Annotated in this window: 23 protein-coding genes and 8 pseudogenes; 12 read left to right on the plus strand and 19 right to left on the minus strand. The window is 41.4% G+C overall.

Annotated features, from left to right (window positions below; all coding sequences use genetic code 11):
- Positions 1-53 precede the first annotated feature (53 nt).
- From OCV44_RS20955 to OCV44_RS20970, 4 genes are all read right to left on the minus strand, one after another.
- Positions 54-737: an IS6 family transposase gene (locus OCV44_RS20955; RefSeq protein ID WP_261900948.1), complete on the minus strand. Its 684-nt coding sequence runs from the start codon at positions 735-737 to the stop codon at positions 54-56.
- A gap of 211 nt (positions 738-948) precedes the next feature.
- The gene (locus OCV44_RS20960; protein ID WP_139686297.1) at positions 949-1371 is read right to left on the minus strand and encodes a hypothetical protein; all 423 of its coding nucleotides are present in this window, start codon (positions 1369-1371) and stop codon (positions 949-951) included.
- 7 nt (positions 1372-1378) lie between these two features.
- The gene (locus OCV44_RS20965; RefSeq protein ID WP_170213774.1) at positions 1379-1528 is read right to left on the minus strand and encodes a hypothetical protein; all 150 of its coding nucleotides are present in this window, start codon (positions 1526-1528) and stop codon (positions 1379-1381) included.
- A 1251-nt stretch (positions 1529-2779) separates the two neighbouring features.
- Entirely contained in the window at positions 2780-3619 is an 840-nt protein-coding gene (locus OCV44_RS20970; protein ID WP_139686296.1) for a hypothetical protein, read from the minus strand.
- 794 nt (positions 3620-4413) lie between these two features.
- Here OCV44_RS20970 and OCV44_RS20975 point away from each other — a divergent pair.
- Positions 4414-5097 (plus strand): IS6 family transposase, encoded by a 684-nt coding sequence (locus OCV44_RS20975; protein WP_261900948.1) that lies wholly within the window; start codon positions 4414-4416, stop codon positions 5095-5097.
- Entirely contained in the window at positions 5069-5758 is a 690-nt protein-coding gene (locus OCV44_RS20980) for an IS5 family transposase (RefSeq protein ID WP_261900952.1), read from the plus strand. Before OCV44_RS20975 ends, OCV44_RS20980 begins: the two co-directional genes overlap by 29 nt.
- Before the next feature lie 336 nt (positions 5759-6094).
- On the opposite strand, the gene OCV44_RS20985 is transcribed toward OCV44_RS20980, so the two are convergent.
- A complete protein-coding gene (locus tag OCV44_RS20985) occupies positions 6095-6364 on the minus strand; it encodes a hypothetical protein (RefSeq protein WP_139686301.1) in 270 nt (89 codons plus the stop codon).
- A 173-nt stretch (positions 6365-6537) separates the two neighbouring features.
- Between OCV44_RS20985 and OCV44_RS20990 the strand changes: the two are divergent.
- From OCV44_RS20990 to OCV44_RS21000, 3 genes and pseudogenes are all read left to right on the plus strand, one after another.
- A pseudogene (locus OCV44_RS20990) lies at positions 6538-7163 on the plus strand (recombinase family protein).
- 20 nt (positions 7164-7183) lie between these two features.
- Positions 7184-7543 carry a hypothetical protein gene (locus tag OCV44_RS20995; RefSeq protein ID WP_139686300.1) on the plus strand — a complete coding sequence of 120 codons (360 nt, stop codon included), beginning with the start codon at positions 7184-7186 and terminating at the stop codon, positions 7541-7543.
- Between the two features lie 186 nt (positions 7544-7729).
- Positions 7730-7852 (plus strand): hypothetical protein, encoded by a 123-nt coding sequence (locus tag OCV44_RS21000; RefSeq protein WP_261900953.1) that lies wholly within the window; start codon positions 7730-7732, stop codon positions 7850-7852.
- Between the two features lie 264 nt (positions 7853-8116).
- On the opposite strand, the pseudogene OCV44_RS21005 reads toward OCV44_RS21000, so the two are convergent.
- The 7 genes and pseudogenes from OCV44_RS21005 to OCV44_RS21035 all read right to left on the minus strand — a co-directional run bounded on the left by OCV44_RS21005 (position 8117) and on the right by OCV44_RS21035 (position 14230).
- Positions 8117-8813: pseudogene (locus OCV44_RS21005) on the minus strand (IS6 family transposase).
- A 67-nt stretch (positions 8814-8880) separates the two neighbouring features.
- Positions 8881-9012 (minus strand): annotated as a pseudogene (locus OCV44_RS21010) (IS5/IS1182 family transposase); the annotation flags it as partial.
- 196 nt (positions 9013-9208) lie between these two features.
- Entirely contained in the window at positions 9209-11338 is a 2130-nt protein-coding gene (locus tag OCV44_RS21015; RefSeq protein WP_139686254.1) for a TonB-dependent siderophore receptor, read from the minus strand.
- A 284-nt stretch (positions 11339-11622) separates the two neighbouring features.
- Positions 11623-12291 carry an IS6 family transposase gene (locus tag OCV44_RS21020; protein ID WP_261900954.1) on the minus strand — a complete coding sequence of 223 codons (669 nt, stop codon included), beginning with the start codon at positions 12289-12291 and terminating at the stop codon, positions 11623-11625.
- Positions 12292-12412: 121 nt separating this feature from the next.
- Complete coding sequence (gene sodC, locus OCV44_RS21025) at positions 12413-12925, minus strand: superoxide dismutase family protein (RefSeq protein ID WP_139686252.1); 513 nt, start codon at positions 12923-12925, stop codon at positions 12413-12415.
- A gap of 38 nt (positions 12926-12963) precedes the next feature.
- On the minus strand, positions 12964-13428 hold the full coding sequence (locus OCV44_RS21030; RefSeq protein ID WP_139686251.1) for an ankyrin repeat domain-containing protein: 465 nt from the start codon (positions 13426-13428) through the stop codon (positions 12964-12966).
- Positions 13429-13546: 118 nt separating this feature from the next.
- Entirely contained in the window at positions 13547-14230 is a 684-nt protein-coding gene (locus OCV44_RS21035; protein WP_261900948.1) for an IS6 family transposase, read from the minus strand.
- A gap of 74 nt (positions 14231-14304) precedes the next feature.
- On the opposite strand from OCV44_RS21035, the gene OCV44_RS21040 reads away from it, so the two are divergent.
- From OCV44_RS21040 to OCV44_RS21050, 3 genes are all read left to right on the plus strand, one after another.
- On the plus strand, positions 14305-14634 hold the full coding sequence (locus tag OCV44_RS21040; RefSeq protein ID WP_261900955.1) for a DDE-type integrase/transposase/recombinase: 330 nt from the start codon (positions 14305-14307) through the stop codon (positions 14632-14634).
- 711 nt (positions 14635-15345) lie between these two features.
- Positions 15346-15621, plus strand: coding sequence for an HU family DNA-binding protein (locus OCV44_RS21045; RefSeq protein ID WP_139686250.1), 276 nt, complete (start codon positions 15346-15348; stop codon positions 15619-15621).
- Between the two features lie 279 nt (positions 15622-15900).
- A complete protein-coding gene (locus OCV44_RS21050) occupies positions 15901-16029 on the plus strand; it encodes a hypothetical protein (RefSeq protein ID WP_261900964.1) in 129 nt (42 codons plus the stop codon).
- A gap of 54 nt (positions 16030-16083) precedes the next feature.
- On the opposite strand, the pseudogene OCV44_RS21055 reads toward OCV44_RS21050, so the two are convergent.
- The 3 genes and pseudogenes from OCV44_RS21055 to OCV44_RS21065 all read right to left on the minus strand — a co-directional run.
- Positions 16084-16741 (minus strand): annotated as a pseudogene (locus OCV44_RS21055) (IS6 family transposase).
- Positions 16742-16998: 257 nt separating this feature from the next.
- Positions 16999-18645, minus strand: a complete 1647-nt coding sequence (locus OCV44_RS21060) for a methyl-accepting chemotaxis protein (protein WP_139686249.1) — start codon at positions 18643-18645, stop codon at positions 16999-17001.
- A gap of 171 nt (positions 18646-18816) precedes the next feature.
- A pseudogene (locus tag OCV44_RS21065) lies at positions 18817-18990 on the minus strand (IS6 family transposase); the annotation flags it as partial.
- 70 nt (positions 18991-19060) lie between these two features.
- Here OCV44_RS21065 and OCV44_RS21070 point away from each other — a divergent pair.
- Positions 19061-19231: pseudogene (locus OCV44_RS21070) on the plus strand (IS6 family transposase); the annotation flags it as partial.
- A gap of 64 nt (positions 19232-19295) precedes the next feature.
- Here the strand turns inward: OCV44_RS21070 and OCV44_RS21075 are convergent.
- Positions 19296-19550: pseudogene (locus OCV44_RS21075) on the minus strand (DDE-type integrase/transposase/recombinase); the annotation flags it as partial.
- A gap of 54 nt (positions 19551-19604) precedes the next feature.
- On the opposite strand from OCV44_RS21075, the gene OCV44_RS21080 reads away from it, so the two are divergent.
- The 3 genes and pseudogenes from OCV44_RS21080 (at position 19605) to OCV44_RS21090 (ending at position 21610) form a co-directional block, all read left to right on the plus strand.
- Positions 19605-20755, plus strand: a protein-coding gene (locus tag OCV44_RS21080) for an IS3 family transposase (RefSeq protein ID WP_139686336.1) whose coding sequence is annotated in 2 segments (ribosomal slippage) — positions 19605-19848 and positions 19848-20755 — 1152 coding nt in all. Because the reading frame shifts where the segments join, the coding sequence is not laid out codon by codon here.
- 18 nt (positions 20756-20773) lie between these two features.
- A pseudogene (locus tag OCV44_RS21085) lies at positions 20774-21121 on the plus strand (heme-binding beta-barrel domain-containing protein); the annotation flags it as partial.
- Between the two features lie 120 nt (positions 21122-21241).
- A complete protein-coding gene (locus OCV44_RS21090) occupies positions 21242-21610 on the plus strand; it encodes a phage protein (protein WP_139686286.1) in 369 nt (122 codons plus the stop codon).
- A gap of 106 nt (positions 21611-21716) precedes the next feature.
- Here OCV44_RS21090 and OCV44_RS21095 read toward each other — a convergent pair whose 3' ends face one another.
- From OCV44_RS21095 to OCV44_RS21105, 3 genes are all read right to left on the minus strand, one after another.
- On the minus strand, positions 21717-22166 hold the full coding sequence (locus tag OCV44_RS21095; RefSeq protein WP_102341174.1) for a hypothetical protein: 450 nt from the start codon (positions 22164-22166) through the stop codon (positions 21717-21719).
- Complete coding sequence (locus OCV44_RS21100) at positions 22167-22319, minus strand: hypothetical protein (RefSeq protein WP_170213772.1); 153 nt, start codon at positions 22317-22319, stop codon at positions 22167-22169. It lies immediately after the preceding gene.
- Between the two features lie 136 nt (positions 22320-22455).
- Positions 22456-23508 carry a hypothetical protein gene (locus OCV44_RS21105; protein ID WP_139686285.1) on the minus strand — a complete coding sequence of 351 codons (1053 nt, stop codon included), beginning with the start codon at positions 23506-23508 and terminating at the stop codon, positions 22456-22458.
- Between the last annotated feature and the right edge of the window lie 152 nt (positions 23509-23660).

Raw genomic sequence — 23660 nt, forward strand, 5'->3', positions numbered from 1 at the left:
GGTTCTGTCGCAAGTCTAGTTGGAGGCGTGACAGACCCACCCTACAGATACAATTATCCTGCGAGTGCGTAGAATCGCTCAAAGGCCGTTTGGCCTTCAATATCTATCTGATCTTGTTTCAACATCGTCCACACTTCCCGCCCATGCAAACTGGCCAAAGCTCCTTCCGTTGACTTCCAACCTAGAGCTTGACGTGTTTTCTGCTTCACCCAACGGTGGCTCTGCTCGACGATATTGTTCAGATATTTAATGTCCAAAATCTCTACCAGCGAGAGCATAAAATACCCCGTCAACCAAAGCTGAACATTCATCGAATCAATGGCCGCGTAGTTACTCTTACTTCCGTCTATAACCACTTTGTTTGGCAAACCATTTTGTGAAATAGCCTTATTAAGAAAGGCTTTAGCAGCAGCCTCATCACGGTTCGGGCTAAGATAATAATCAATCACATGTCCAAATTTATCGACGGCTCGGTAATAGTAGACCCATTTCCCCTTCACTTTGATGTAGGTTTCATCCATACGCCACGAGTCAGACACCGGCTTCTTTCTACGCCTGGCTCTATGCTCCAATACTGGTGTAAATCTGATAACCCAACGATTAATAGTAGTGTGGTCTACAACGACTCCACGCTCTAATTGTATCTCTTCGATTTCACGATAACTGAGCTTATAGGCGAGATAATAACGTACGGTTTCGAGAATAACTTCAGAGGGAAAGTGGCAGCCTTTAAACATTAAGAATCAGTATCATGAATAGAAATTAAGCAAATCTTAACTTAAAGGCTCAAAGTTTGCGACAGAACCATCAAGTGGTGTAAATGTTCAATTAGTACGTCGTAAGGAAGGATCTTGGAGCTTAGAAGTTTCTGACTACAAAATTTAGAACATAACAGATAAGGATTTAACATTGGCGACGTAACGCTTAATCCTTATCTGTTATGTGCATTTATTTTAAAGCTTCTTTTGGGGGAAGTTCAAAAGGGGGGTGAGGCGTGAGGTCTGCTACGTTAATATGGTTATCTGCAAACTTTTGGTAATGAATTACCCATTGGGAAGTCAGCTCACCATTTTTGGACACTTCATAACCTTTAAGATCATAACCAAAGTCATAGAAGCCAACATGAAAATGCCAGAGAGAATGCTGCTGAGCAAACTTAACCTTTGCGATAAAATCAGGGTCATTTGTGTCAACATCATCTGAAGCTTTGTTACGGACTTTGTGACCCTGGACAAAATAGTTATCAATTGCAGTAAAACCACCTTGTTCGAAAGTCTGAAAAAACTCAAACATTTTCCCCTTTTCGAACTTACCTAGCTTTTTGACCTTGTCCTTGAGCATTTCTGACGTTTCTAAAATATTTTCAGACATTAATACTCTAGCTCTCCAACCACTTCTCAAAGTCCTCAAATGATTTCATTTTTGGTACTCTTGTGCGCTTACTGTGAACAGCTTTTTCCATTTGTTTTAGGTCGTAAGTAAAAGGAATTTCACGAGTTTTACTTTTTTGACTAGTTTGAGATCTCATAAGAACCTCCTGCATAACCTACCTCTACATTCAAGCTAATTGCTTGCATAGCACAAATATACGCCATTACTGTCCAAACCTCAACTGAAGTAGCATTATTCACATAACGCTCGCGGATTTCAGTCGCCAGTGCGACACCCGTTAATTATGCAACCAATCATAACGCTTGTGACACTCAATCGAATGCCCGCATCTGTGCATAGCGTCTAGGATGTGAACTTAAGAAATTGGCGAAAGTTTCCGTATAACTTAGGCGGATTCTGAGTAGTACGATTATCAACCTACACACGACCGAAGTGAGCATGGTCTTACCTTCTTTCATCGGATTAGATTTGGTAGGGAAAACACATATGAACAGCATATGAATAAGTAAAAGGTCTATCCAACAATGGGGCATTTATCAGTCAGAGTAATCATTCTAATAATTGTGATCACAAATGTTTTTGTAAGCTCTATTCACAAATCAACCCTTAAGCTCTTCGCAGAAAACCAAGACGGTTACCTTGTCACTTTTAGTAACATGAGTCGCTGCGCGACGAATACCAGAACGCGCTCACGCAGTGAGTAAGATAAGGACAGCTCTCTCTAGAGAATATTTAATGGATAGATAATATAAACGGTACGAATATTGCTTCCCCCCTTGCTAGAATGCGCGAGCGAAGCGAGTAAGAGATGCGTTGTTGGTTGATTTATTGATTAGTTTTTGTGGTGGTTCCACTAGACTTTACGTATATGCTCAGGTGGTTCCTGTCGAATGACAAAAGAAAGATCCAGCGTAGCCAGCGATGATGTTGTTTCCTTTAGTGAGTTTGACCTAATGCTGGCTGTAGGTACCTTGGAGCGAAGCGACGGTTTTTAAAGGATCGATTAAGTAAGACATCGGGATGAGACTGACGCGCTATCGCTTGTCGGCTTCACACTGGCTCTACATACAAGTATGTAGCAGCCAGCGTGAACCTAAACTTTTTATCTAATGTTTACTTAAATATTTATTTATATATATACGAAGTTTAACTACGAAGTACACATAACCGCAGTCCATTTTTTAGTGCCATCTTTGTGCTCTTTTCTTACACCCTTTTATTGCACCCCCTTTAGAAATTGACATAAAAAAGCGACTCAGAACAATCAGGAGGGGAGGGGGATCAGGCTTAGACTCTGGTAAACACGAAGAATACTGGTGGATATTTAACCAAAAATAGGCTACAGACGTGCAAAATCCTCCGCCGTTAAGCGGATACTTCTCTATAGCTAGTGTGGGGAAGGGGAATAGTGAGGCGTTGCTGTGAACAGGTTAGCCACGTTCTTAGCAAAATCATTACAGCGCGTCGCGTTGTAGATCTCCTGAATACCAGAAGCAATGGTACGAAAGTTTAGCCAGTCAAAACGCAAGCCTTTCTTTTCCATACGCTTGCGAGAAGCGATGATCAACTCACAGATATTAGGATAGCGAACCACTTTAATGTCTCTAAAGAAAGCTTCGGTAAATTGCTTGTAAGCCGCCGCGCTGCGCACCGTACCTTCGGCATCATCGACGCACACATTAATGCGCTCGCTGTACAAGTAAGTCGCCCGTTGCAAGTATCGAATCACCTTAGCGAACGACTTCGGTGAAATATACTCGCCCCAACGCAACGCGTAGTCTTCCTGAAGTTGGTCATAGCTGATGGTTTTCAAACCGGCTTCGGTCGGCACACCGATACGGCCACCAATCAAATCCGTGTTAGGTAAGATACAAGCTAAGACTTTGGCAATCAGCGTTCGGCACTGGATGTTATTAATCGCCGCGCCGCCCCAAGCGAACAGCGCAGGAAAGCGTTGGGGATTATGGATAAACTCTTGGCAGGCTTTCAAGATAAAAGCGTACTCGTGGGGAAGATTGACCACCTCGCCACTACGAAGCAAACGTCGAGCCTTAAAGCCGATCGCGTAATCGTCCTGGTCAAGCTCTGTCTCAGATTGAGCGGGCTTAGGATTGAGCACTTTGTGGTGCATATCGATGAGTTCACGCTTACGCGTTTTACGCATCAAGCGATACGCTTTGTCGTATTGGGATTTAGCTAACGCTGGCGCAAGGTTATCTGCAAACATGAGACTCGCCCTCTAAGCCATAACCTAGACAAATCAGGATCTGAGGATCTGATGTCAATGCGGTTATTACTGAGGTCTGGAGTCTGAGGGTTGCTTGCCATAGGCAAGACACAATGGTCTGATTCATATTTTGATTCCACAAGATTTTAGGGTTGTTTGATTTCTCAGGTCAAACAATGAACCTTTAATTTACACAAGATCGTCAGAAAGATCAAATACTTAAATTTCAGGCACAAAAAAGCCGTTCACTTGTGGGAGAACGGCTGCTTTGCGAATGCTATATAGTTAGATTGAGGGTCCAACACACTCTCAATTCTTAAAAAATACACTACATAGAAAACTATGTAGTAGCGTGCTATGTAATGCACTTTTCACTTTAAGAATCTGCGTTTATTATAGCGCACTTACTTTATGGGGCTCAAGCCTTAAATCACATTTTCACAAAATCGTTTAACATAATGAATATTATCTGTAATCATATCAATAACTTACATGCAGTCATTATAATCTGTGATACGTAATCACATATTATACTTTATTTATATCAATTTCATAGCCTTTATATTTCCCCAACCGCTCCATTTTTAACCACCCCTGCAAAAAAACACTCAATATCTCCTTACTTTTCAATATCTTAAACTGGATCGCATTATATTCATTATGTTAAATAACAGTAATGAGCGACGCCGTTTTGAGCCCAAAATCATCCAGTCCTAAAGGTACGCGGTTCTGTCGCAAACTTTGAGCCTTTAAGTTAAGATTTGCTTAATTTCTATTCATGATACTGATTCTTAATGTTTAAAGGCTGCCACTTTCCCTCTGAAGTTATTCTCGAAACCGTACGTTATTATCTCGCCTATAAGCTGAGTTATCGTGAAATAGAAGAGATACAATTAGAGCGTGGAGTCGTTGTAGACCACACTACTATTAATCGTTGGGTTATCAGATTTACACCAGTATTGGAGCATAGAGCCAGGCGTAGAAAGAAGCCGGTGTCTGACTCGTGGCGTATGGATGAAACCTACATCAAAGTGAAGGGGAAATGGGTCTACTATTACCGAGCCGTCGATAAATTTGGACATGTGATTGATTATTATCTTAGCCCGAACCGTGATGAGGCTGCTGCTAAAGCCTTTCTTAATAAGGCTATTTCACAAAATGGTTTGCCAAACAAAGTGGTTATAGACGGAAGTAAGAGTAACTACGCGGCCATTGATTCGATGAATGTTCAGCTTTGGTTGACGGGGTATTTTATGCTCTCGCTGGTAGAGATTTTGGACATTAAATATCTGAACAATATCGTCGAGCAGAGCCACCGTTGGGTGAAGCAGAAAACACGTCAAGCTCTAGGTTGGAAGTCAACGGAAGGAGCTTTGGCCAGTTTGCATGGGCGGGAAGTGTGGACGATGTTGAAACAAGATCAGATAGATATTGAAGGCCAAACGGCCTTTGAGCGATTCTACGCACTCGCAGGATAATTGTATCTGTAGGGTGGGTCTGTCACGCCTCCAACTAGACTTGCGACAGAACCAAAAAACAGACAAAGCCGATGAAGATTTAGTGGCGATAGCCATTGATTCCACTGGCCTGAAAGAATTTGGTAAGGGTGAATGGCACCAAGAAAAACATAAAGTTAACGCAAAGCGCAGCTGGAAAAAAGCGCACTTTACTATTGGTGATGAACATAGTATTCATGGCGCGATATTGACGAAGAAAGACACCATGGATTTTCAGGTGGTCGAGGAGTTATGTGACCAAGTTGATGTGGAAGTGGACCATGTTTCAGCAGATAAAATGTATGATAGCGATGACGTCTATGATGCCTTAACGAGCAAATTTCCAGAGAGTGACATAGCCATTCCTCCCAAAGAAAATCTGTATGCAGACGATACTCATAACCCTAAAAGGATGAGCAATTTGGTGGTGTATTCTGCCTTAAGCCCCATACGCTGGCAAAAGAAAAAGCAGTATGGAAAACGGAATGTCTCAGAGAATGCAATGCACCGTTACAAAACAATTATAGGCCCCAAATTACACAGTAGAGACTTTAACAATCAACAACCGGAAATGATGCTAGGCGCACCAATATTGAATCGATTTACCCAACTTGGTATGCCCGAGAGTTACCGAGTCGCCTGATGGCATCAAAAGACAGTGTGGGTCGAGTACGGAAACAAAGCCTCGTAAGAACGTTGCTCAGTTTTCCAGTTCTCTATGATGTCGTCAGATAACCAGATATCAATGCGCCCACGATCACGAAGACTTTGGTTGTATTCAGCATAATTGGTTTGCCGATAGGTAGGCTTTTTGAAGTGATGACGTCTGGATCCGTTGTATTTGTAAGGCATGATGTTTGAACTGGAAACGAAGATAGATGGCAAGAGTAAAGGAAGACACGCTCAAATCAAAATTGATGATTTAATGAGCGAGTCAACAAAGCCTCAAATATACCGGCATAGTCAAGCTCCACCTTTTTCAGTCTAGCCAAGACAGCGCCATCTCAAATCCCTCGGGCGTTATGTTGATATACCAATCCAAATCCACTTTCTTACGCATGATTAGCCCGCGCTCCTCTAGGGTTTTGCATGAGAGTCGAAAATTGTTCGGGTGGATATCTTTTTGAAGGAAATGATTTACGGCTTGGTTGATGACCGTTGATTTACCTTCTTTTATACCTTTTGTAAACGCTTTGGCCAAACAACTCAGCACAGCTTTTTGAATTTGGCTCATTCTAACTTCCGCCATCACCACCCCTTTAATCATTGCAGCAATGATTAAGTTTCTATTTACGAAAACTGACTGTGCCACTTAGCTATACCTATAGATCACCAGCCCAAATTGACACAAAAACCATGAATGTCATAACCTATATGACACACACCATTAGATCATTACTTAAATGTCATTTTGAGGGAACTATGTACATCTTTGGCTACCTAAGAGCATCAACTTCCGATCAAGATGCGAAACGAGCACAACATTCATTACAGCAATTTGTACAGCAAAAAGGGTTTCGTGTGGCCGGATGGTATATAGAAAACAAATCCGGTGCTTCACTACAAAGACCAGAACTTTACGTTTACTTGATGATGCAGCAATCGGAGACGCAATTATCATTGAGCAGATAGATCACCTTTCACGTCTAGATGAAAAAAGTTGGTTCACATTAAAAGAAATGTTACTTGAGAAAGAGTTAAAGGTGATCAGTTTAGACTTACCAACGAGTCATATTGCATTCTCCCCCCAAATAACAGACGAATTCACCAACTCGATGATAAAGGCCATCAACAGTATGATGATGGATATGTTGGCCGCTATCGCAAGGAAAGATTACCAAGATCGCCGTCGCTGTCAGGCAGAGGGAATAAAAAAAGCGAAAGAGGAAGGTAAGTATCGCGGCAGACAGGCAGATCTAGAACTCCATGAAAAAATCTATCAACTTAGAGTCATTAATGGACTGAGCATAAGCGACACAGCAAAGCTAACAAGCGTATCAGCTCGTACTGTCATTCGTGTAGCGAAGAAATTGATTAATGAGCGTTAGAGAAGATAAAGGAATTAGTAATGAAATTATCAAATACAATCCCATTCATTGCATTACTTGCTGTGTCTGGGTGTTCAGTCTCCAAGAACCAGCTCTATGAAGGATATTTCACATATGGAAGTGAAGTTTCAGATTTTCGTTTCTGTGGATCAAACGAGATTTTTTGGTTAAATGGCGAACAAAAACAAATGAAGGTTATTGAACAAGCTTCACTAGCAAAAGCTCAAAGGTTCGGAGAGCCGTATCAAGAAATCTATGTACTGTTTTCAGGATTTGCTGAGAATCGAGAACCTGTAGGCTTTGAAGAGGAAACCGATGGTTTAATCTATATGAGCGAACTCATAAAATCCTCTGTTCAGATGACTGAAAGTTGCGAGTAGCATCACATCAAAAAGGGCTTAGTAACTGACCAAGCCCTTTTTATTAGCAATCTCTCATTTAATATATTCGGCATAATCACCACCGAAAATGTAAGCCCCAGATAGTAATATCCGGTTTGACCTATTTAGAAATGTCCTCTTTATTGATTTATTTACTGAGAGGATTTGACCGAGATGTTGATAACCATGAGTGATAAAGAACTAGACCGCTTGAAGGTTTTACAAGACGTATTAGAACGTCGCTTACGACAATGTGATGCTGCTAAAATCCCACGCCAAGTTCGGCGTCAACTAAAACGACTGGAGTAATCAGGGCCTGCGGGATTAAGCCATCAAGCATGAGGAAGACCCAGTAATCGCTGTTATCTGCCAGAATATCGAGCTTTAGTGTTGCAAGTGATTCATGAACATTATCCAGACTTCCCTCCAACATTTGCGCATGAAAAGTTAATCGAACAACACCATCTTTATGTCAGTGTAGAAACGCTGAGGCAATGGATGATTGCCGATGGGATTTGGCGGTTCTGTTGCAAATCTAGCTAGAGGTGTGACAGACCAATCCTCCAGGTACAATTATCCTGCGAGGACGTAGAATCGCTCAAAGGCCGTATCACCTTCAATATCAATCTGCTCTTGTTTGAGCATCGTCCACACTTCCTGCCCATGTAAACTGGCCAAAGCTCCTTCCGTTGACTTCCAACCTAGCGCTTGACGTGTTTTCTGTTTCACCCATCGGTGACTCTGCTCAACGATATTGTTCAGATATTTAATGTCAAGAATCTCTACCAGCGAGAGCATAAAATACCCCGTCAACCAAAGCTGAACATTCATCGAATCAATGGCTGCGTAGTTACTCTTACTTCCGTCTATAACCACTTTGTTTGGTAAGCCATTTTGTGCAATAGGTTTATTCAGAAAGGCTTTAGCGGCTGCCTCATCACGGTTTTGGCTAAGGTAATAATCGACCACATTTCCAAATTTATCGACGGCTCGGTAATAGTAGACCCATTTACCCTTTACTTTGATGTAGGTTTCATCCATACGCCACGAGTCAGACACCGGCTTCTTTCTACGCCTGGCTCTATGCTCCAATACTGGTGTAAATTTGATAACCCAACGATTAATAGTAGTGTGGTCTACAACGACTCCACGCTCTAATTGTATCTCTTCTATTTCACGATAACTCAGCGGCTCTTCTCAGCTTATAGGCGAGATAATAACGTACGGTTTCGAGAATAACTTCAGAGGGAAAGTGGCAGCCTTTAAACATTAAAAATCAGTATCATAAGTGAAAATTAAGCGAATCTTAACTAAAAGGCTCAAAGTTTGCGACAGAACCGTTTACCTTGCTTGAGTTGCTTCCACTGTTGAATCGCTTCTTCATCAATCCAGAATGTCAGTGAACCACGATTGATTAGGGCTTAGTTATATTGTTTCCAGTTAGTTGTTCTGTAGCGAGGCTTTGGCATTGCTCTAAGTATGTGAGTGAACTTAGATGATCTAATCGTAGCTTTAAGCATTAGTTCTCTGATTTAGGAAAAAAAGCCCATAAAGCCTGCAATATTTTACCTACACTGAATATTTATCAGCAAAACCTACTGTACTACGCGAGTATGGCAAAGAGCTATTTGAGCGTTCAACAATGATTTAGAAACCACCAATAAGCTAGAAGCTGTAATCAATACTGGCTTCTATGGTTCGCTCTTCTCCATACCAACAACTGATTTGGTCGTAACAACTAAAGTACTCTTTGTCGAATAAGTTGGTTGCACTCACTGTTAGTGTCGTGTCGTCAAGTGACGAGAAGACGTAGCTAGCAGCGGCATCGACTAGTGTGTAGTCTGGAACCGTATCGCTGTTTTGAGGGTCTAGCTGTGCTTCACCTACATATCGTACACCGGCACTCAGTCTTAGGCCGTTCAACATGTCAGTAAAATAGTAGTTACCCCACAGTGAGGCAGTTTGCTCAGGTACCCATACCGGAGTACGACTTTCTTGGTTGTAGAAGTCATCTTTGGTAATTTCCATATCCACATAAGTATAGTTGGCCGTGAGATTCAATTGCTCTGCCGCTTGCCATTTTGCCTCGAGCTCCACACCTTGAGAGACAATTTCACCGGCTTGATAACGAGGTGCAGACAAGTTATCAGGATCGTTCAGCATCGCTTTTTCTTTGGTAATGTGGAACAACGCCACTGAAGCTTGAAGATCGCTGGTTAATGGCGCGTACTTCACCCCCACTTCCCATTGCTCACCCGTTGACGGCTCAAATGCACGTCCTGCAGCATCGACACCTGAAACAGGCTCGAAGCTTTCTGAATAGGAAGCATATGGATGAATACCGTTATCGAATTGGTAAAGTGCACCAACTCGCATTGAAATGTTGGTATCGTCGATCTTTTCCGTACTGTTAGTTGTAGTCGCGAATACATAGTTATTTTCAACAGCTTTGGTATCCGACTCAACACTGTCCCAACGTAAACCCGCAACCATCACTAAGTTGTTCCAAGTGAATTGGTCTTGAAGGTAAACCCCCAGTTGTGTCATATCAACTTCAGTCTTACGATCACCGGCAAAAAATAGAGTATCGCGATCGATGCTATTGGTATTTGGATTGAAGATGTCTTGCAACAGTGGCGTAACTAGCGGAGAGGTCTGTTTACCAAATACATCGGTGTCAACGCTTTGGTAGTCGATACCAATTAGTAAGTTATGACCAATCGAATCTGTCTCGAAATAACCCGACAGCTGGTTATCAATAACAAACGACTTCACTTCTTCATCGGTGGCAAAAGCCGTTCGCGCCATGGTTCGATTGTCTGCCATTAAGAAGCTATTAAAGACCTCTTCTTGTTTCATAGACGCGTCCATAAAACGTGCATTTTGAAGAAATTGCCACTGATTATTGAAGTTATGAAGGATTTTATAGCCAACCAATAGAACCTGACGGTCAAACATACTCCAGTTTTCGTCACCTAAGAATGTATCTGGGGAAAGCTTGCCTACAGGGTTACTAAGAACTGAGCCAGATGCAGGAACTGACGTAAACACGTTGCCCTCTGGATCATCTTGGTAATAAGCATTGAAGTTAATTAAGGTGTTGTCAGTAACCTGCCAATCAAGTGAAGGTGCAATCACGTAACGCTCTTCTTTTGACGCATCGACTTGGCCGTCTTTTTTACGAGCTAGACCTACTATGCGATAAGTAAAGTCGCTATCACCAATTTGTCCCGTGCTATCAAACTTAGCTTGTTGAAGGTTATTTGTACCAGCTGATACGCCAACACTATGAGCGCTTTGCTTTTGTGGTGATTTTGCAATGATATTGACCATACCACCTGGTGGCATGTTTCCGTAAAGTACAGACGTTGGCCCTTTGAATACCTCAATTTGCTCTACAGCGACAGTATCAATCTGTGGTTGCAAGAAAAAGTTATTGTATGGAAGCGGGAGTCCATCATAGAAGTTGGTGTAGTTAGTAAAACCACGAATATTAAACAGATCAAATCGAGTGACCATCCCACCACGCAGATCGGTATGAATACCTGAAGTGTATCGAACAGCTTCGGATATCGAACTTGCACCACGAGTGTTCAACTCATCTTGAGTTACGATGGAAAGAGCCTGTGGTGTCTCCTCTGGATCTAGAGAGGTCTTAGTCGCTGTGTTTCGATAAGTTTCCCCTAGAACGGTTATGGTTTCATGGGCATGATCGTCGTCGGCGAAAGCTAGATTTGAAAATATGGCGGAGAGCGCCAAAGAAATGGCTGAAATCTTATATTTTTGCGCCTGCATAGTTCCCTCAATACGGCTAAATTATTATTCTGATAATGAAAATCATTATTATTTTACCGTTTTTTGGGGAGTGAGAAGTTAACAATTTGGTGCATTTTATAGATTTCAATTATTTCAATGTGATGCTTTATATCGCCTTCTTTGGTTTTTGTTCTGTTTTCTAAGTCTCGGTTCTGTTTCTGATCTTTGAGTTACTGATATTGTGGAGGTATTTATTTGATGCCCTAATTGGGTTCTATCGCAAATCTAGCTAGAGGCGTGACAGCCCCACCCGACAGGTACAATTATACTGCGAGTGCATAGAGTCGCTCAAAGGCCGTCTGGCCTTCAATATCTATCAGATCTTGTTTCAACATCGTCCACACTTCACGCCCATGCAAACTGGCCAAAGCTCCTTCCGTTGACTTCCAACCTAGAGCTTGACGTGTTTTCTGCTTCACCCAACGGTGACTCTGCTCAACGATATTGTTCAGATATTTAATGTCTAAAATCTCTACCAATGAGAGCATGAAATAACCCGTCAACCAAAGCTGAACATTCATTGAATCAATGACCGCGTAGTTACTCTTACTTCCATCTATAACGACCTTACTTGGTAAACCATTTTGTGAGATGGCTTTAGCAGCCTCATCACGGTTCGGGCTAAGATAATAATCAATCACATTTTCAAATTTATCGACGGCTCGGTAATAGTAACCCCATTTCCCCTTTACTTTGATGTAGGTTTCATCCATACGCCACGAGTCAGACACCGCCGGCTTCTTTCTACACCTCGCTCTGTTCTCCATTACTGGTGTAAATTTGATAACCCAACGATTGATAGTAGTGTGATCTACTATGACTCCACGCTCTAATTGTATCTCTTCGATTTCACGATAACTGAGCTTATAGGCGAGATAATAACGTACGGTTTCGAGAATAACTTCAGAGGGAAAGTGGTGGCCTTTAAACATTGAGAATCAGTATCGTGTATGGAAAGTAAGCAAATCTTAACTTAAAGGCTCAAAGTTTGCGACAGAACCAAAAAGCGCCCCAAATAAGCTGGGGCACTTTTAACGACTTTAAGGAAGAGGATTACTTAATCACGCCACATACAATGCGTGCACCACCACCGCCAAGCTTAGCTGGATGGTCAGAATGGTTATCACCGCCAGCGTGAATCATCAAAGCTCTGCCTTTCACGTCATCCAATGTAACTCTTGGCGCCATTATTGGCTGATCAGCTATACCATGAGCATTGACGTAAAGCGGTGGTAAATCACCAAGGTGATTATCATCCGTCCAAGGGAAACCATGTTTACCCGTATCCTCTGGGTCATAATGCCCCCCTGCAGCTCCGCCGAGTATGATTTTGCCATCTTTTGTGATGCTATCGCACGAACCATTCGCGTGCACATGGAACCCATGCGTACCAGCTGGCAAACCTTTCAATTCAGGTGTAAATACAGCTCCGTAATCACTTGAGCTTATCTTCACAATTCCGGCTGACTGGCCAGAGCCAAGATCGATCATTTCAACACTCACTGTTTCAGCAAAAACAGGCGAAGAAATAAGAGTTAATACAGCAAGCCATGTTGTTTTGTCCATATTGTTACGTCCTTTTTATTGTTATTAGTACTCTTCATTCAGTACTGAAGGGATTTCAGCACATTAGATTGACCATAGATTTCAGCAAATTCTTTCAGATTAAGTCCTGCTTTATTACGCAGTTCTGGGGCACACTCCGCTTGGTACAAATCTTTCGCAATACCAATTTCACGTTTAATCAGTGCTCCCATCAAAGCAGTGTTACCTCGCTTATCTTGCAAACACGCATTTGCCCCCGAATCGAGTAGCAAGCGGACGGTTTCTCTATTTCCTTGATAAGCCGCAATCATGAGTGCTGTGTAACTTTGGTTATTACGTTGATCAATAGGGAAACTTTGCGAAAAAAATGCATCGACCACTTCATTATTGCCGATACGAGCGGCATCAAAGAACAGCCCAACCAAAGATTGGTACTCCTCTTCCTGTTGGTTATCTGCAGCCAATAAGCTGAACGAAAAACTCAAAGCAAAAACAATGGAACTAAGCAAAAATACGATTTTCATTTATTCCCCCTCATTAGCATAATTCGAGCATGGCCTACAGGAGTCCTGATTTTCGGGCAAAAAAGGGTTCTGTCGCAAGTCTAGTTGGAGGCGTGACAGACCCACCCTACAGATACAATTATCCTGCGAGTGCGTAGAATCGCTCAAAGGCCGTTTGGCCTTCAATATCTATCTGATCTTGTTTCAACATCGTCCACACTTCCCGCCCATGCAAACTGGCCAAAGCTCCTTCCGTTGACTTCCAACCTAGAGCTTGACGTGTTTTCTGCTTCACCCAACGGTGGCTCTGCTCGACGATATTGTTCAGATATTTAATGTCCAAAATCTCTACCAGCGAGAGCATAAAATACCCCGTCAACCAAAGCTGAACATTCATCGAATCAATGGCCGCGTAGTTACTCTTACTTCCGTCTATAACCACTTTGTTTGGCAAACCATTTTGTGAAATAGCCTTATTAAGAAAGGCTTTAGCAGCAGCCTCATCACGGTTCGGGCTAAGATAATAATCAATCACATGTCCAAATTTATCGACGGCTCGGTAATAGTAGACCCATTTCCCCTTCACTTTGATGTAGGTTTCATCCATACGCCACGAGTCAGACACCGGCTTCTTTCTACGCCTGGCTCTATGCTCCAATACTGGTGTAAATCTGATAACCCAACGATTAATAGTAGTGTGGTCTACAACGACTCCACGCTCTAATTGTATCTCTTCTATTTCACGATAACTCAGCTTATAGGCGAGATAATAACGTACGGTTTCGAGAATAACTTCAGAGGGAAAGTGGCAGCCTTTAAACATTAAGAATCAGTATCATGAATAGAAATTAAGCAAATCTTAACTTAAAGGCTCAAAGTTTGCGACAGAACCAGGCTATGTCACAAAATGGTTTACCAAGCAAAATCATCATAGGTGGAAGTAGGAGTAACTACGCGGCCATTGATTCGATGAATGTTCAGCTTTGGTTGACGAGTTATTTTATGCTCTCACTGGTAGAGATTTTGGACATTAAATATCTCAACAATATCGTTGAGCAGAGCCACCGTTGGGTGAATCAGAAAACACGTCAAGCTCTAGGTTGGAAGTCAACGGAAGGAGCTTTGGCCAGTTTGCATGGGCGGGAAGTGTGGACGATGTTGAAACAAGATCAGATAGATATTGAAGGCCAGACGGTCTTTGAGCGATTCTACGCACTCGCAGTATAATTATATCTATAGGGTGGGTGTATCACGCCTCTAACTAGATTTGCGACAGAACCCGAAATTCAGATACTTCATGGCCATAAGTAAAATGCCCTTCATATGAATGTTCTTTTTCCACAGAGGCGGTGCAACCAGCGATAACTAACAACAAACAAAATAAATAGCTCTTTCTCATAATTCTTCCTTACACCGTTACTAATTGAGATTCGTTAACGCTCAATTCTCATCCAAACCATAAAACTCAACGACATAAACACTATTGGTCTGCGCTCTAAACTATTTCCGTCTTTCTAACTACGCGATGGATCCCTCTAAATATTTGAGATCAGGTTTATATACCAGTCAAAATCAAAATGTTTAACATACGGAAAAACAATATGATAGGTTAGCTAGGCGGCTCAAAAATAGGGTTATAATGCCTACCTCGATCATCTTAAATTACAACACAGTAATTTTTGATGACAATTTTGACTTTTATATAACAGGAAGAGTATGGCTGTCTTTAGCATCTGTTATTTGGATAGAGAAAGAAATACGCTTAAGTTCGAAACCGTGTACATGCGCTCTTTAGCTGCCGCCAGTGCCACCACACACGCGACTCAAAACACGTTTAAAATAGAAATTAGCGACATTGTCTATAAACCCCTAGCCTTTCGTTATACGACCAGCAAATGGGATGAAGAAGAAAAACCAACCAGAGAACAAGGAAAAGAGATGAACCGTAAAGAATTAGTTGATCATATCGCAGAAGAAGCAGATATAACCAAAAAAGAAGCCGATACCGCACTCAAAGCCCTCATCGAAGGCATCACCACCACATTGGCCGCGGGTGATGATGTGGCTTTGGTCGATTTTGGCACATTCAAAATAACTCATCGTGCAGCACGTGAAGGCCGCAACCCAAAAACAGGTGAAGTTCTTCAAATTGCCGCTTCAAAAAGTCCAAAATTTAAAGCCGGTAAGAAATTAAAAGAAGTATTAAATCCATAACGCTTAACACGCTCTTACTGGCATATTGATGATTAGTAATTTTGCTGTGAACTCCCGCCCTATCGGGCGGGAGTACGGGTAAAAATAATGGGTATATATGCTAAGAGTCTCTGAGCTCAAACCCCGATGAGAGCTTGAATTTCATTGGCAAGTCAAAACCTACATTCAAGGTTTTGTTGCAAACAAGGGGGATAGGTTATGATCACGGCTTTGTTGCGTAATTCAATGGAACTAAATCAAGAACCTACGATCTGATCAGCTACTCTCACTCGTAGCTCTATGCCTAAACCTCGTTACAAAACAACCAACTGGAAGCAACACAACCAATCACTCATTAACCGTGGCTCTCTGACCGGCTCTGTTGCAAAGATTGAGCCTAACCCGACAGTGATCTGGTTATCTGAATAATGATTAATAGTTCACCAATGCATTGGTGATTAGATGGATCTCTCCTGCTATTCCTTAACCGGATAACCAGATATTGAACTGGCCTTTTTTAAACATGTGCATCACTTCAAATCCTTTGATAGTGGCATAAGCTGCCTTCATTGATTTAAATCCTCGGACTGGATTGATGAGCCTTTTCAGTTTTCCATGATCGGCTTCTACGGCATTGTTCAGGTATTTAATTTGCCTATGTTCAAGTGCTTCAGAGCAATGACCTTCTTTCTTTAATTCCGTGATGGCGACCCCATAGGAAGCGGCCTTGTCGGTATTGATGGCGTTGAAAGGACTCCCAATACTTGAGTCCTTTCAACGCCTTACCCAAAAAGCGTTTCGCTGCTTTAGCATTGCGTCTAGATAACAAATATAAATCGACGGTATGGCCTTTCTTATCAATAGCACGATACAGGTACACCCACTTTCCTTTCACTTTGATGTAGGTTTCATCCACTTGCCAATTCAACCCCATTTTAGGTTTCCAGTACCACCGTAAGCGTTTTTCAATTTCAGGCGCATAACGTTGAACTCAACGATAAATCGTACGGTGATCTACGTTGACACCCCGTTCACAGAGCATCTCTTCGAGCTCTCGATAGCTTATCCCGTATTTACAATACCAACGAACAGCTCAAATGATAATGTCATAGGAAAATTGTCGATACTTAAAGAGTGCCATGAGCTAGCTAGCCTAAAAATAAAAAAAATTAGCTGATTCGACGAACTTTGCAACAGAGCCTGATTTGTTGATCTGTAATTCGTTTTCCTGGCACAAAGCTTCCCAATAGAGAGTTTGTCCAAATGTAACAGATCAACCGGCCAATCTAATTGTCGCTCAATAGTTTTGGTTCTGTGTCATTCCTGTTTCATATATCTTACTGAAATGACACAGATTTCTAAACACCATTACTTCGTTTGCAAGTGCACATTGGCTTATTAGTGAATATTGAACTGTTTCGTAACCTTATCGACATTTTCCGCTACAGTATCCAAACGACGCGCTGCTGCTAGAAAATCTCTCATTTCTTCAACCAATTCCTGTGAACCTTCATGTAACTGACTTATATTTATATTGATGTCCTCTGACACACTCTGCTGCTCCTCTGTTGCGATTGCAATAGAGTTATTAAGCTGGTTTGCATTTACCGATGATTGAGCAATGTCACTTAAAGTGTCACTTGCGCTTTCAATCACCGTTTTTGTCTCTCGCATATCTGCAGTATTGCGCTCAATAGAATCAACGGAACTTTGGGCTTTCGCTTGAAGATTACCAAGCATCTTTTCAATTTCACTTGCACTTTCTTGAGAGCGTCCAGCAAGCGAACGGACTTCATCTGCAACAACCGCAAATCCACGACCTTGTTCTCCAGCACGTGCTGCTTCAATCGCCGCATTCAAAGCGAGTAAGTTTGTCTGTTCGGCAATACCTTTAATCGCATCAAGCATTTGCGTCATGTTATTGCTCTCTTCAGAGAGTGCTCGAATGGTTTCAGCAGACTGATTAAACGACAGAAACAGCTCTTCGAATTTATCATTCGTTTCATCCATCGTTCCCTTGCCTTGCATAGCGGCTTCTTCAGCTTCCGATGCGCCCTGAGCTGCATCACTAACATTTGAGGCAACTTCCCTTAATGTAGCCACCATTTCTTCCATTGCAGTGGCGACCATCGTCAGTTGGTGATTTTGCTCAGTTCCTTTCTGCTCAGAAGATTGAATAAAATCATTCACCTGTGCAACGGTAGTTTTCATTTCTTCAACAGCACTGGTGAATTTTGCCATACCATCAATGAGAGTCTGACGAAATAAATTGAATGCGACACCCACTTGACCAATTTCATTCTGTCCTTCAGGCAGTTCTATCGTTAAATCATTGCTAATCGCAATACCCCTAATCAAGTCCGCAGAAGTTGCTAGTGGTGTTAAAATACGATTCATCACAATAAACAAAGCGAATAAGATAATAGCGAGCGATGTAACAATGGATGCGAACACTTGGTATTCAGCTGCCGTCATATCATCACGCAGCGTATTAACAGAATGCTGCAAGCGATTTTCAAGCGCAGCTTCAAATTTCTTGACTTCAGCACGTATCTTATTCAGTTCTTCACTATACGCATCAGAAAAAAGCAACTGTAGGGCGCGCGTTTTATCACCCATTTCAACCGCTTTTATCGACTCAGCCTCTAGCTGAGATAAAGTCTCAGATAATTCATTTGCTTTAGCAATATAGCCAAACTCTTCTTGGCTGAAGTGGAGTTCTTTCATACGCTGCTGGATTGAAATAACTCGTCCATCTTCGCCTTCTTTCTTACCACTTCGTACGGCTAATATATGGTGATAGCGTTCTTTAAAACGCGGAGCTCCAAGCACGGAATATTGCCGAGCACTATTTGTAAGCTCTGCAGATGAGTCAACAAACATGGCGCCAACTTCAAGAGACTTACGACGTAAACTCTGTGCTTCGTCAAGACTGTCAGCGGTTTGAAACGCACTATAAACCGATGCTCCGATGATACATAGAAAAATAATGATAGCCCCAAAGATAGCAAACATCATATTTCGTATGGAAACGTTATTAAACATAGTTTTTCCTTTAAAGATTATATAGATAAATAAGCACTTGATTCCTGAAAGGAAGCTGCCACAGTTCAGTCTCAGAAACCAGGTTGTTAATTGGAAATAGTGGTTCAGGGTTACAGAGGACGGCTCTGTTGCAAATAAGTGTCGTGAGTGAATAGAACCTCTAAAGTAGCATCATCCCCTCCTCAATGCATTAGTGATGAGACAGATCTCTCCTGCTATTCCTCGGTCATATTGCCACATTTCGAATTGACCTTTCTTAAACATATGCATCACCTCAAAACCTTTCAGCGTGGCATACGCCGTTTTCATGGCCTTAAATCCGCGGACAGGGTGGATAAGTCGTTTTGGTTCTTTCGCAAACTTTGAGCCTTTAAGTTAAGATTTGCTTAATTTCTATTCATGATACTGATTCTTAATGTTTAAAGGCTGCCACTTTTCCTCTGAGGTTATTCTCGAAACTGTACGTTATTATCTCGCCTATAAACTAAGTTATCGTGAAATTGAAGAGATATAATTAGAGCGTGGAGTCATTGTGGATCATGCTATTATTAATCGTTGGGTTATCAAATTTACACCAGTATTAGAGCATAGAGGGCTCTGTTGCAAAGATTGAGCCTAACCCGACAGTGCTCTGGTTATCTGAATTATGATTAATAGTTCACCAATGCATTGGTGATTAGACGGATCTCTCCTGCTATTCCTTGACCGGATAACCAGATATTGAACTGCCCTTTTTTAAACATGTGCATCACTTCAAATCCTTTGATAGTGGCATAAGCTGTCTTTATTGATTTAAATCCTCTGACTGGATTGGTGAGCCTTTTCAGTTTTCCATGATCGGCTTCTACGGCATTGTTCAGGTATTTAATTTGCCTATGTTCAAGTGCTTCAGGGCATTGATCTGCACCAGAAGTTTTGGACACTGAGTTAAGTGAGTACAATCACTAACGAGGTGAACAATGACAACTAAAAAAACACGAATCAAACATGCTCCTGAATTTAAATCCGAAGCACTTAAGTTGGCAGAGAAAGTCGGTGTCGCTGCTGCCGCACGACAGCTATCGTTGTATGAATCTCAAATTTATGGATGGCGTAAAGCCGTCAAAAAAGATGCGAAAATCAGCGATAGAGAAAGGGAACTCACCACTGAAAATGCCAAACTCAAACGGTTATTGGCTGAGCAAGCTGAAGAGCTAGATATCGTAAAAAAGGCCGCCACCTACTTCGCGAAAAATCTAAAGTAGATTGCTATGAGTTTATGCTCGAACACCTTATGCAATATAGGATTGTCCGTATGGCTAAGGTGTTTGGGGTTTCTCGAAGTGGGTTTTATTATTGGATTGATAATCGCCATAAAGTCACTCAACGCAACGAGCACCGAAAGCAGCTTGACAGCAAAGTTCGAGAAGTCTTTGATGATAAAAAGGAACGTGACGGTGCAAGGCGTATTCAAAAAGAACTTGAGGCAAATGGTAATAAGCACGATGTAAAAACCATTGCCGCGAGCATGAAGCGCCAGAGCTTAGTCGCGAAGGCAGCCCGTAAGTTTAAATGTACGACAGACAGCAAGCATAGGCTTCCTGTTGCCCCGAACTTGCTAGAGCAAGATTTTAATGCGACAGCACCAAACCAAAAATGGGCTGGAGATATTACCTATCTAGCGACAAGCGAAGGTTGGATGTATTTGGCGGTTGTTATCGACTTGTACTCACGGCAAGTAGTTGGTTGGTCAATGAGCACCAGAATGACCGCGATTCTGGTCTGTGATGCGCTATCAATGGCATTGTTCCGTAGAGGCATGCCCGAAGGGGTAATTATCCATAGTGATAGAGGTAGCCAATATTGTTCAAAAGACTACAGAGACTTAATCTCAGCCCATAATCTAAAACAAAGTATGAGTAGGAAGGGAAATTGCTGGGATAACGCCTGTGTTGAAAGCTTTTTCCACTCAATGAAAGTAGAAGCCGTTCAATACGAGCCGATAATGACGCGAGAAGAGATGCGCCAAGCACTTTTTGAATATATCGAAGTTGATTATAATCGAACAAGAAGGCACAGTGCCCTTGGGTATCTAAGTCCAGTTAACTTTGAAAAACAATATGTCGCTTAATGCGGTGTCCAGTCTAACTGGAGCAGATCAGTATTTCGAAAACGAGATGATGCGAAATTCCATGATCAACGTGGATATTTAATTTATGATAAAGAAAATAATATGGTTTATAACTCTTATTGTATCCCTAGAGCTGTTTGCGTTGTAACAGAGGGAGAAGCTGGCGATAAGATTACATTCAAAACTCAAGAAAGAGGAATTGCTGAAAGTAAATTCATGACTAAAAATGATTCTACTACTGATTTTTCTATGACTTTAGATATGAGCGAAAAAGGTCAATTACAATATTCCCAAACAACCTCCCTACACGTTTACGGTAAACCTTTTGCACATTCCGATAGCAGTACACTTATGAAAATTAACTAAAACCACCATAACAAGAATAATAAACATCTCTCAAAAATCGGTGTTTATTATGTCTGATTATGTTTAATGGTGCATATCTTGTAAGTGTAGTGCAACCTCTTGTATTTAGAGGTTTTATCATTGAAGTATCGCGAAATGAGTAAGAATTACATTTTTCGAGAGTTAGAGTGCCAGATGACGAAGGAAGAGGTTGCCGAACTGTGTTTTAAAACTGTGAGGACTGTCACGGGTTGGGATGAAGGAAAACCGATACCACCTGAGTGTAAAAGACTTATGCGTATGGCAAAAGGTCGGGAACTCAGCGTAAGTGATGATTGGGAACAGTTCAAAATGTTATACGACAGTATGCAGCTGCCGACAGGCCAAGTCGTGAGGCCACAACAAATATTAGCAGGGATTGCGCTCTTGGGGATTCAATCTGAATTAGAAATCAAGACTTCAACTCATCTACTTGGACTAGCTAGAGCGATAGCCGCAATAAAGAGATAGAAGCAAATAGCGCTGTTTTACTCTATCTTTATTGTCTAAAAAAGAAGAAAGCCGAGCTCATTGAGTTCGGCTTTCTATTGATATGTCGATGCTTTGTGAAATGTGGTTATTCTTCAACGTCAAATAACGGATTTGATTCTGTTGGGTGATCTGACAATGGGAATGGCACATGTTCTGGTGAAAAGGCTACAATCGTAATAGAACCGTCATCTTCCTTAGCATAATGAATAACCTCCGCAGAGGTAACACCATCCAGATTTAAAGAAAGATCAAACGTCAAATTCTTAACTTTCGCATCACTGTAGTTTGGACCACAATGATAATGCCAATAACTCAAGTCTTGGTAAGTTGAGGTGTGCGGAATTTCTTCTAAATCATCATTTAACCAAGATGGCTTGTTTTTACCAGTGAGGGGGTCACCAGCCTCAACTGAGTCAATAAACTCAGAAAGAGCTTTCTCTTGCCCATCAGAGAGGTAGTTTAAGTCCTTGAAGTTATATGAGTCTAAATCACCAGTAGTAAATGCATCAGCCAAATTAACTCGTATACCTGTCATTTACTTCTTTGATTTCCTTAAACTTTTTAGAAATGCCAACGAACTACCATTCTCTAGCTTTACAGCAGTTTTAGCATTGCGTGTTTTACCTCGGGAAAGTAAAACATCATCACATGCTTTTTTGTACTCGGCAGCTCTTGTTAATGTAGCCATAATCTAACCCTATTAAACTGGTGTAGTGATACTTTTCACCGTTACCTTACGTCTGAATATACGCCGATTATTGCGTATTCGCAATATAAAAGCCCTTCATTAAAATGTAAAACGCTTCCTATGAAAGTGCCAATCGTTATGAATCGTCATTGACGTTGGGCTGTAAGCCGTGATGCGGAAGGTTTTTCATCGAAGCTTCAATTAATTTTTGAGAATTAATGTCATTTAATCTTAGCACTTTATCGTTAACCTCAACAGCTGGTTGATCCCCGAGTAAGTTATCAAGTTGACGTGACATTTTTCGAGTCGCAGATGCAATGTTGTCTTTAATCTGAGTAGTATCAATTCCGTCTTTTTCTAAAACAGCAGAAATTTTTAGAAGTTCGTTTGCGGCCTGTACCGAGCTAGGCAGATTCTTGAGTTGTCCTGACACTGTGAAATTGTCTTGATAGTAATTTGCTGCAGAAGTCATGATTATTGCTAAAGCCGTAGATGTAAGGCTATGTCCTGCTATCTTTATCCATAAACTACCATTTTCGATATGTTCAATGATAATTGGAAATTCAGTTGTAGATTCACCATAGAGGTGTAGTAATTCGGTATAAATTTCGTCTACTGCCTCCAGTTTAGCTGCAAATGATTTTAGAGTGGTGACATTTGCCAGATATAGATCTAACGAAACGTAGCTATCTACAGTATTACATTCTTTAGTTAAGGCCTTATCTTTCGCAATAAACCAAACTGTCGAGAGAAGGGCTTGTAGCTCAAGGGCTGTTACTGATAATGGGATAAACGAATTTTCTGTATAGCTACGGTTATGAGAGTCGTATTTAGACATAAAATCGTCAATCAAGTCCAACAATTCAGACATTGAAGCTGACCCTTCTGAAGACTTAATCAAAGGGTATTCATTAAGCAAAGATTCAAATGCATGAACTTGGACAATAAGAGTTCTGTAATTTAATCCCTTTTCTTGAGCGATCGCCTGTCTTACCCGGTTACCAATATCCCTTCTCTTAGATTGGCCATTATTTGATTCACTGAGGATATCCCTAGCGTCATTTTTTATAGTTTCTGCAACAGGTGCAAAAATAGAAATAGCTTTTTGCAGTTCCGATATCTGTCCTGAGCTAAGAAAGTCGTTCAGTTTTTTGGAGTAAGAATACAGTTCTCGTTTCACTTCTTTCATATGCCTATTAATTAAGAGGAAAAAATTATACCACTTGATAACTAGATAAAAAACAACACTCTTAATAGAGTTTCGGCATGACATTTTTGTATGTCATGAAGGTATGAGTTGGAACAGGGTTATGTGATTGTTGACCGCTATGTCGAATTTAC

Source organism: Vibrio tasmaniensis (assembly GCF_024347635.1).
Classification (GTDB): Bacteria; Pseudomonadota; Gammaproteobacteria; order Enterobacterales; family Vibrionaceae; genus Vibrio; species Vibrio tasmaniensis.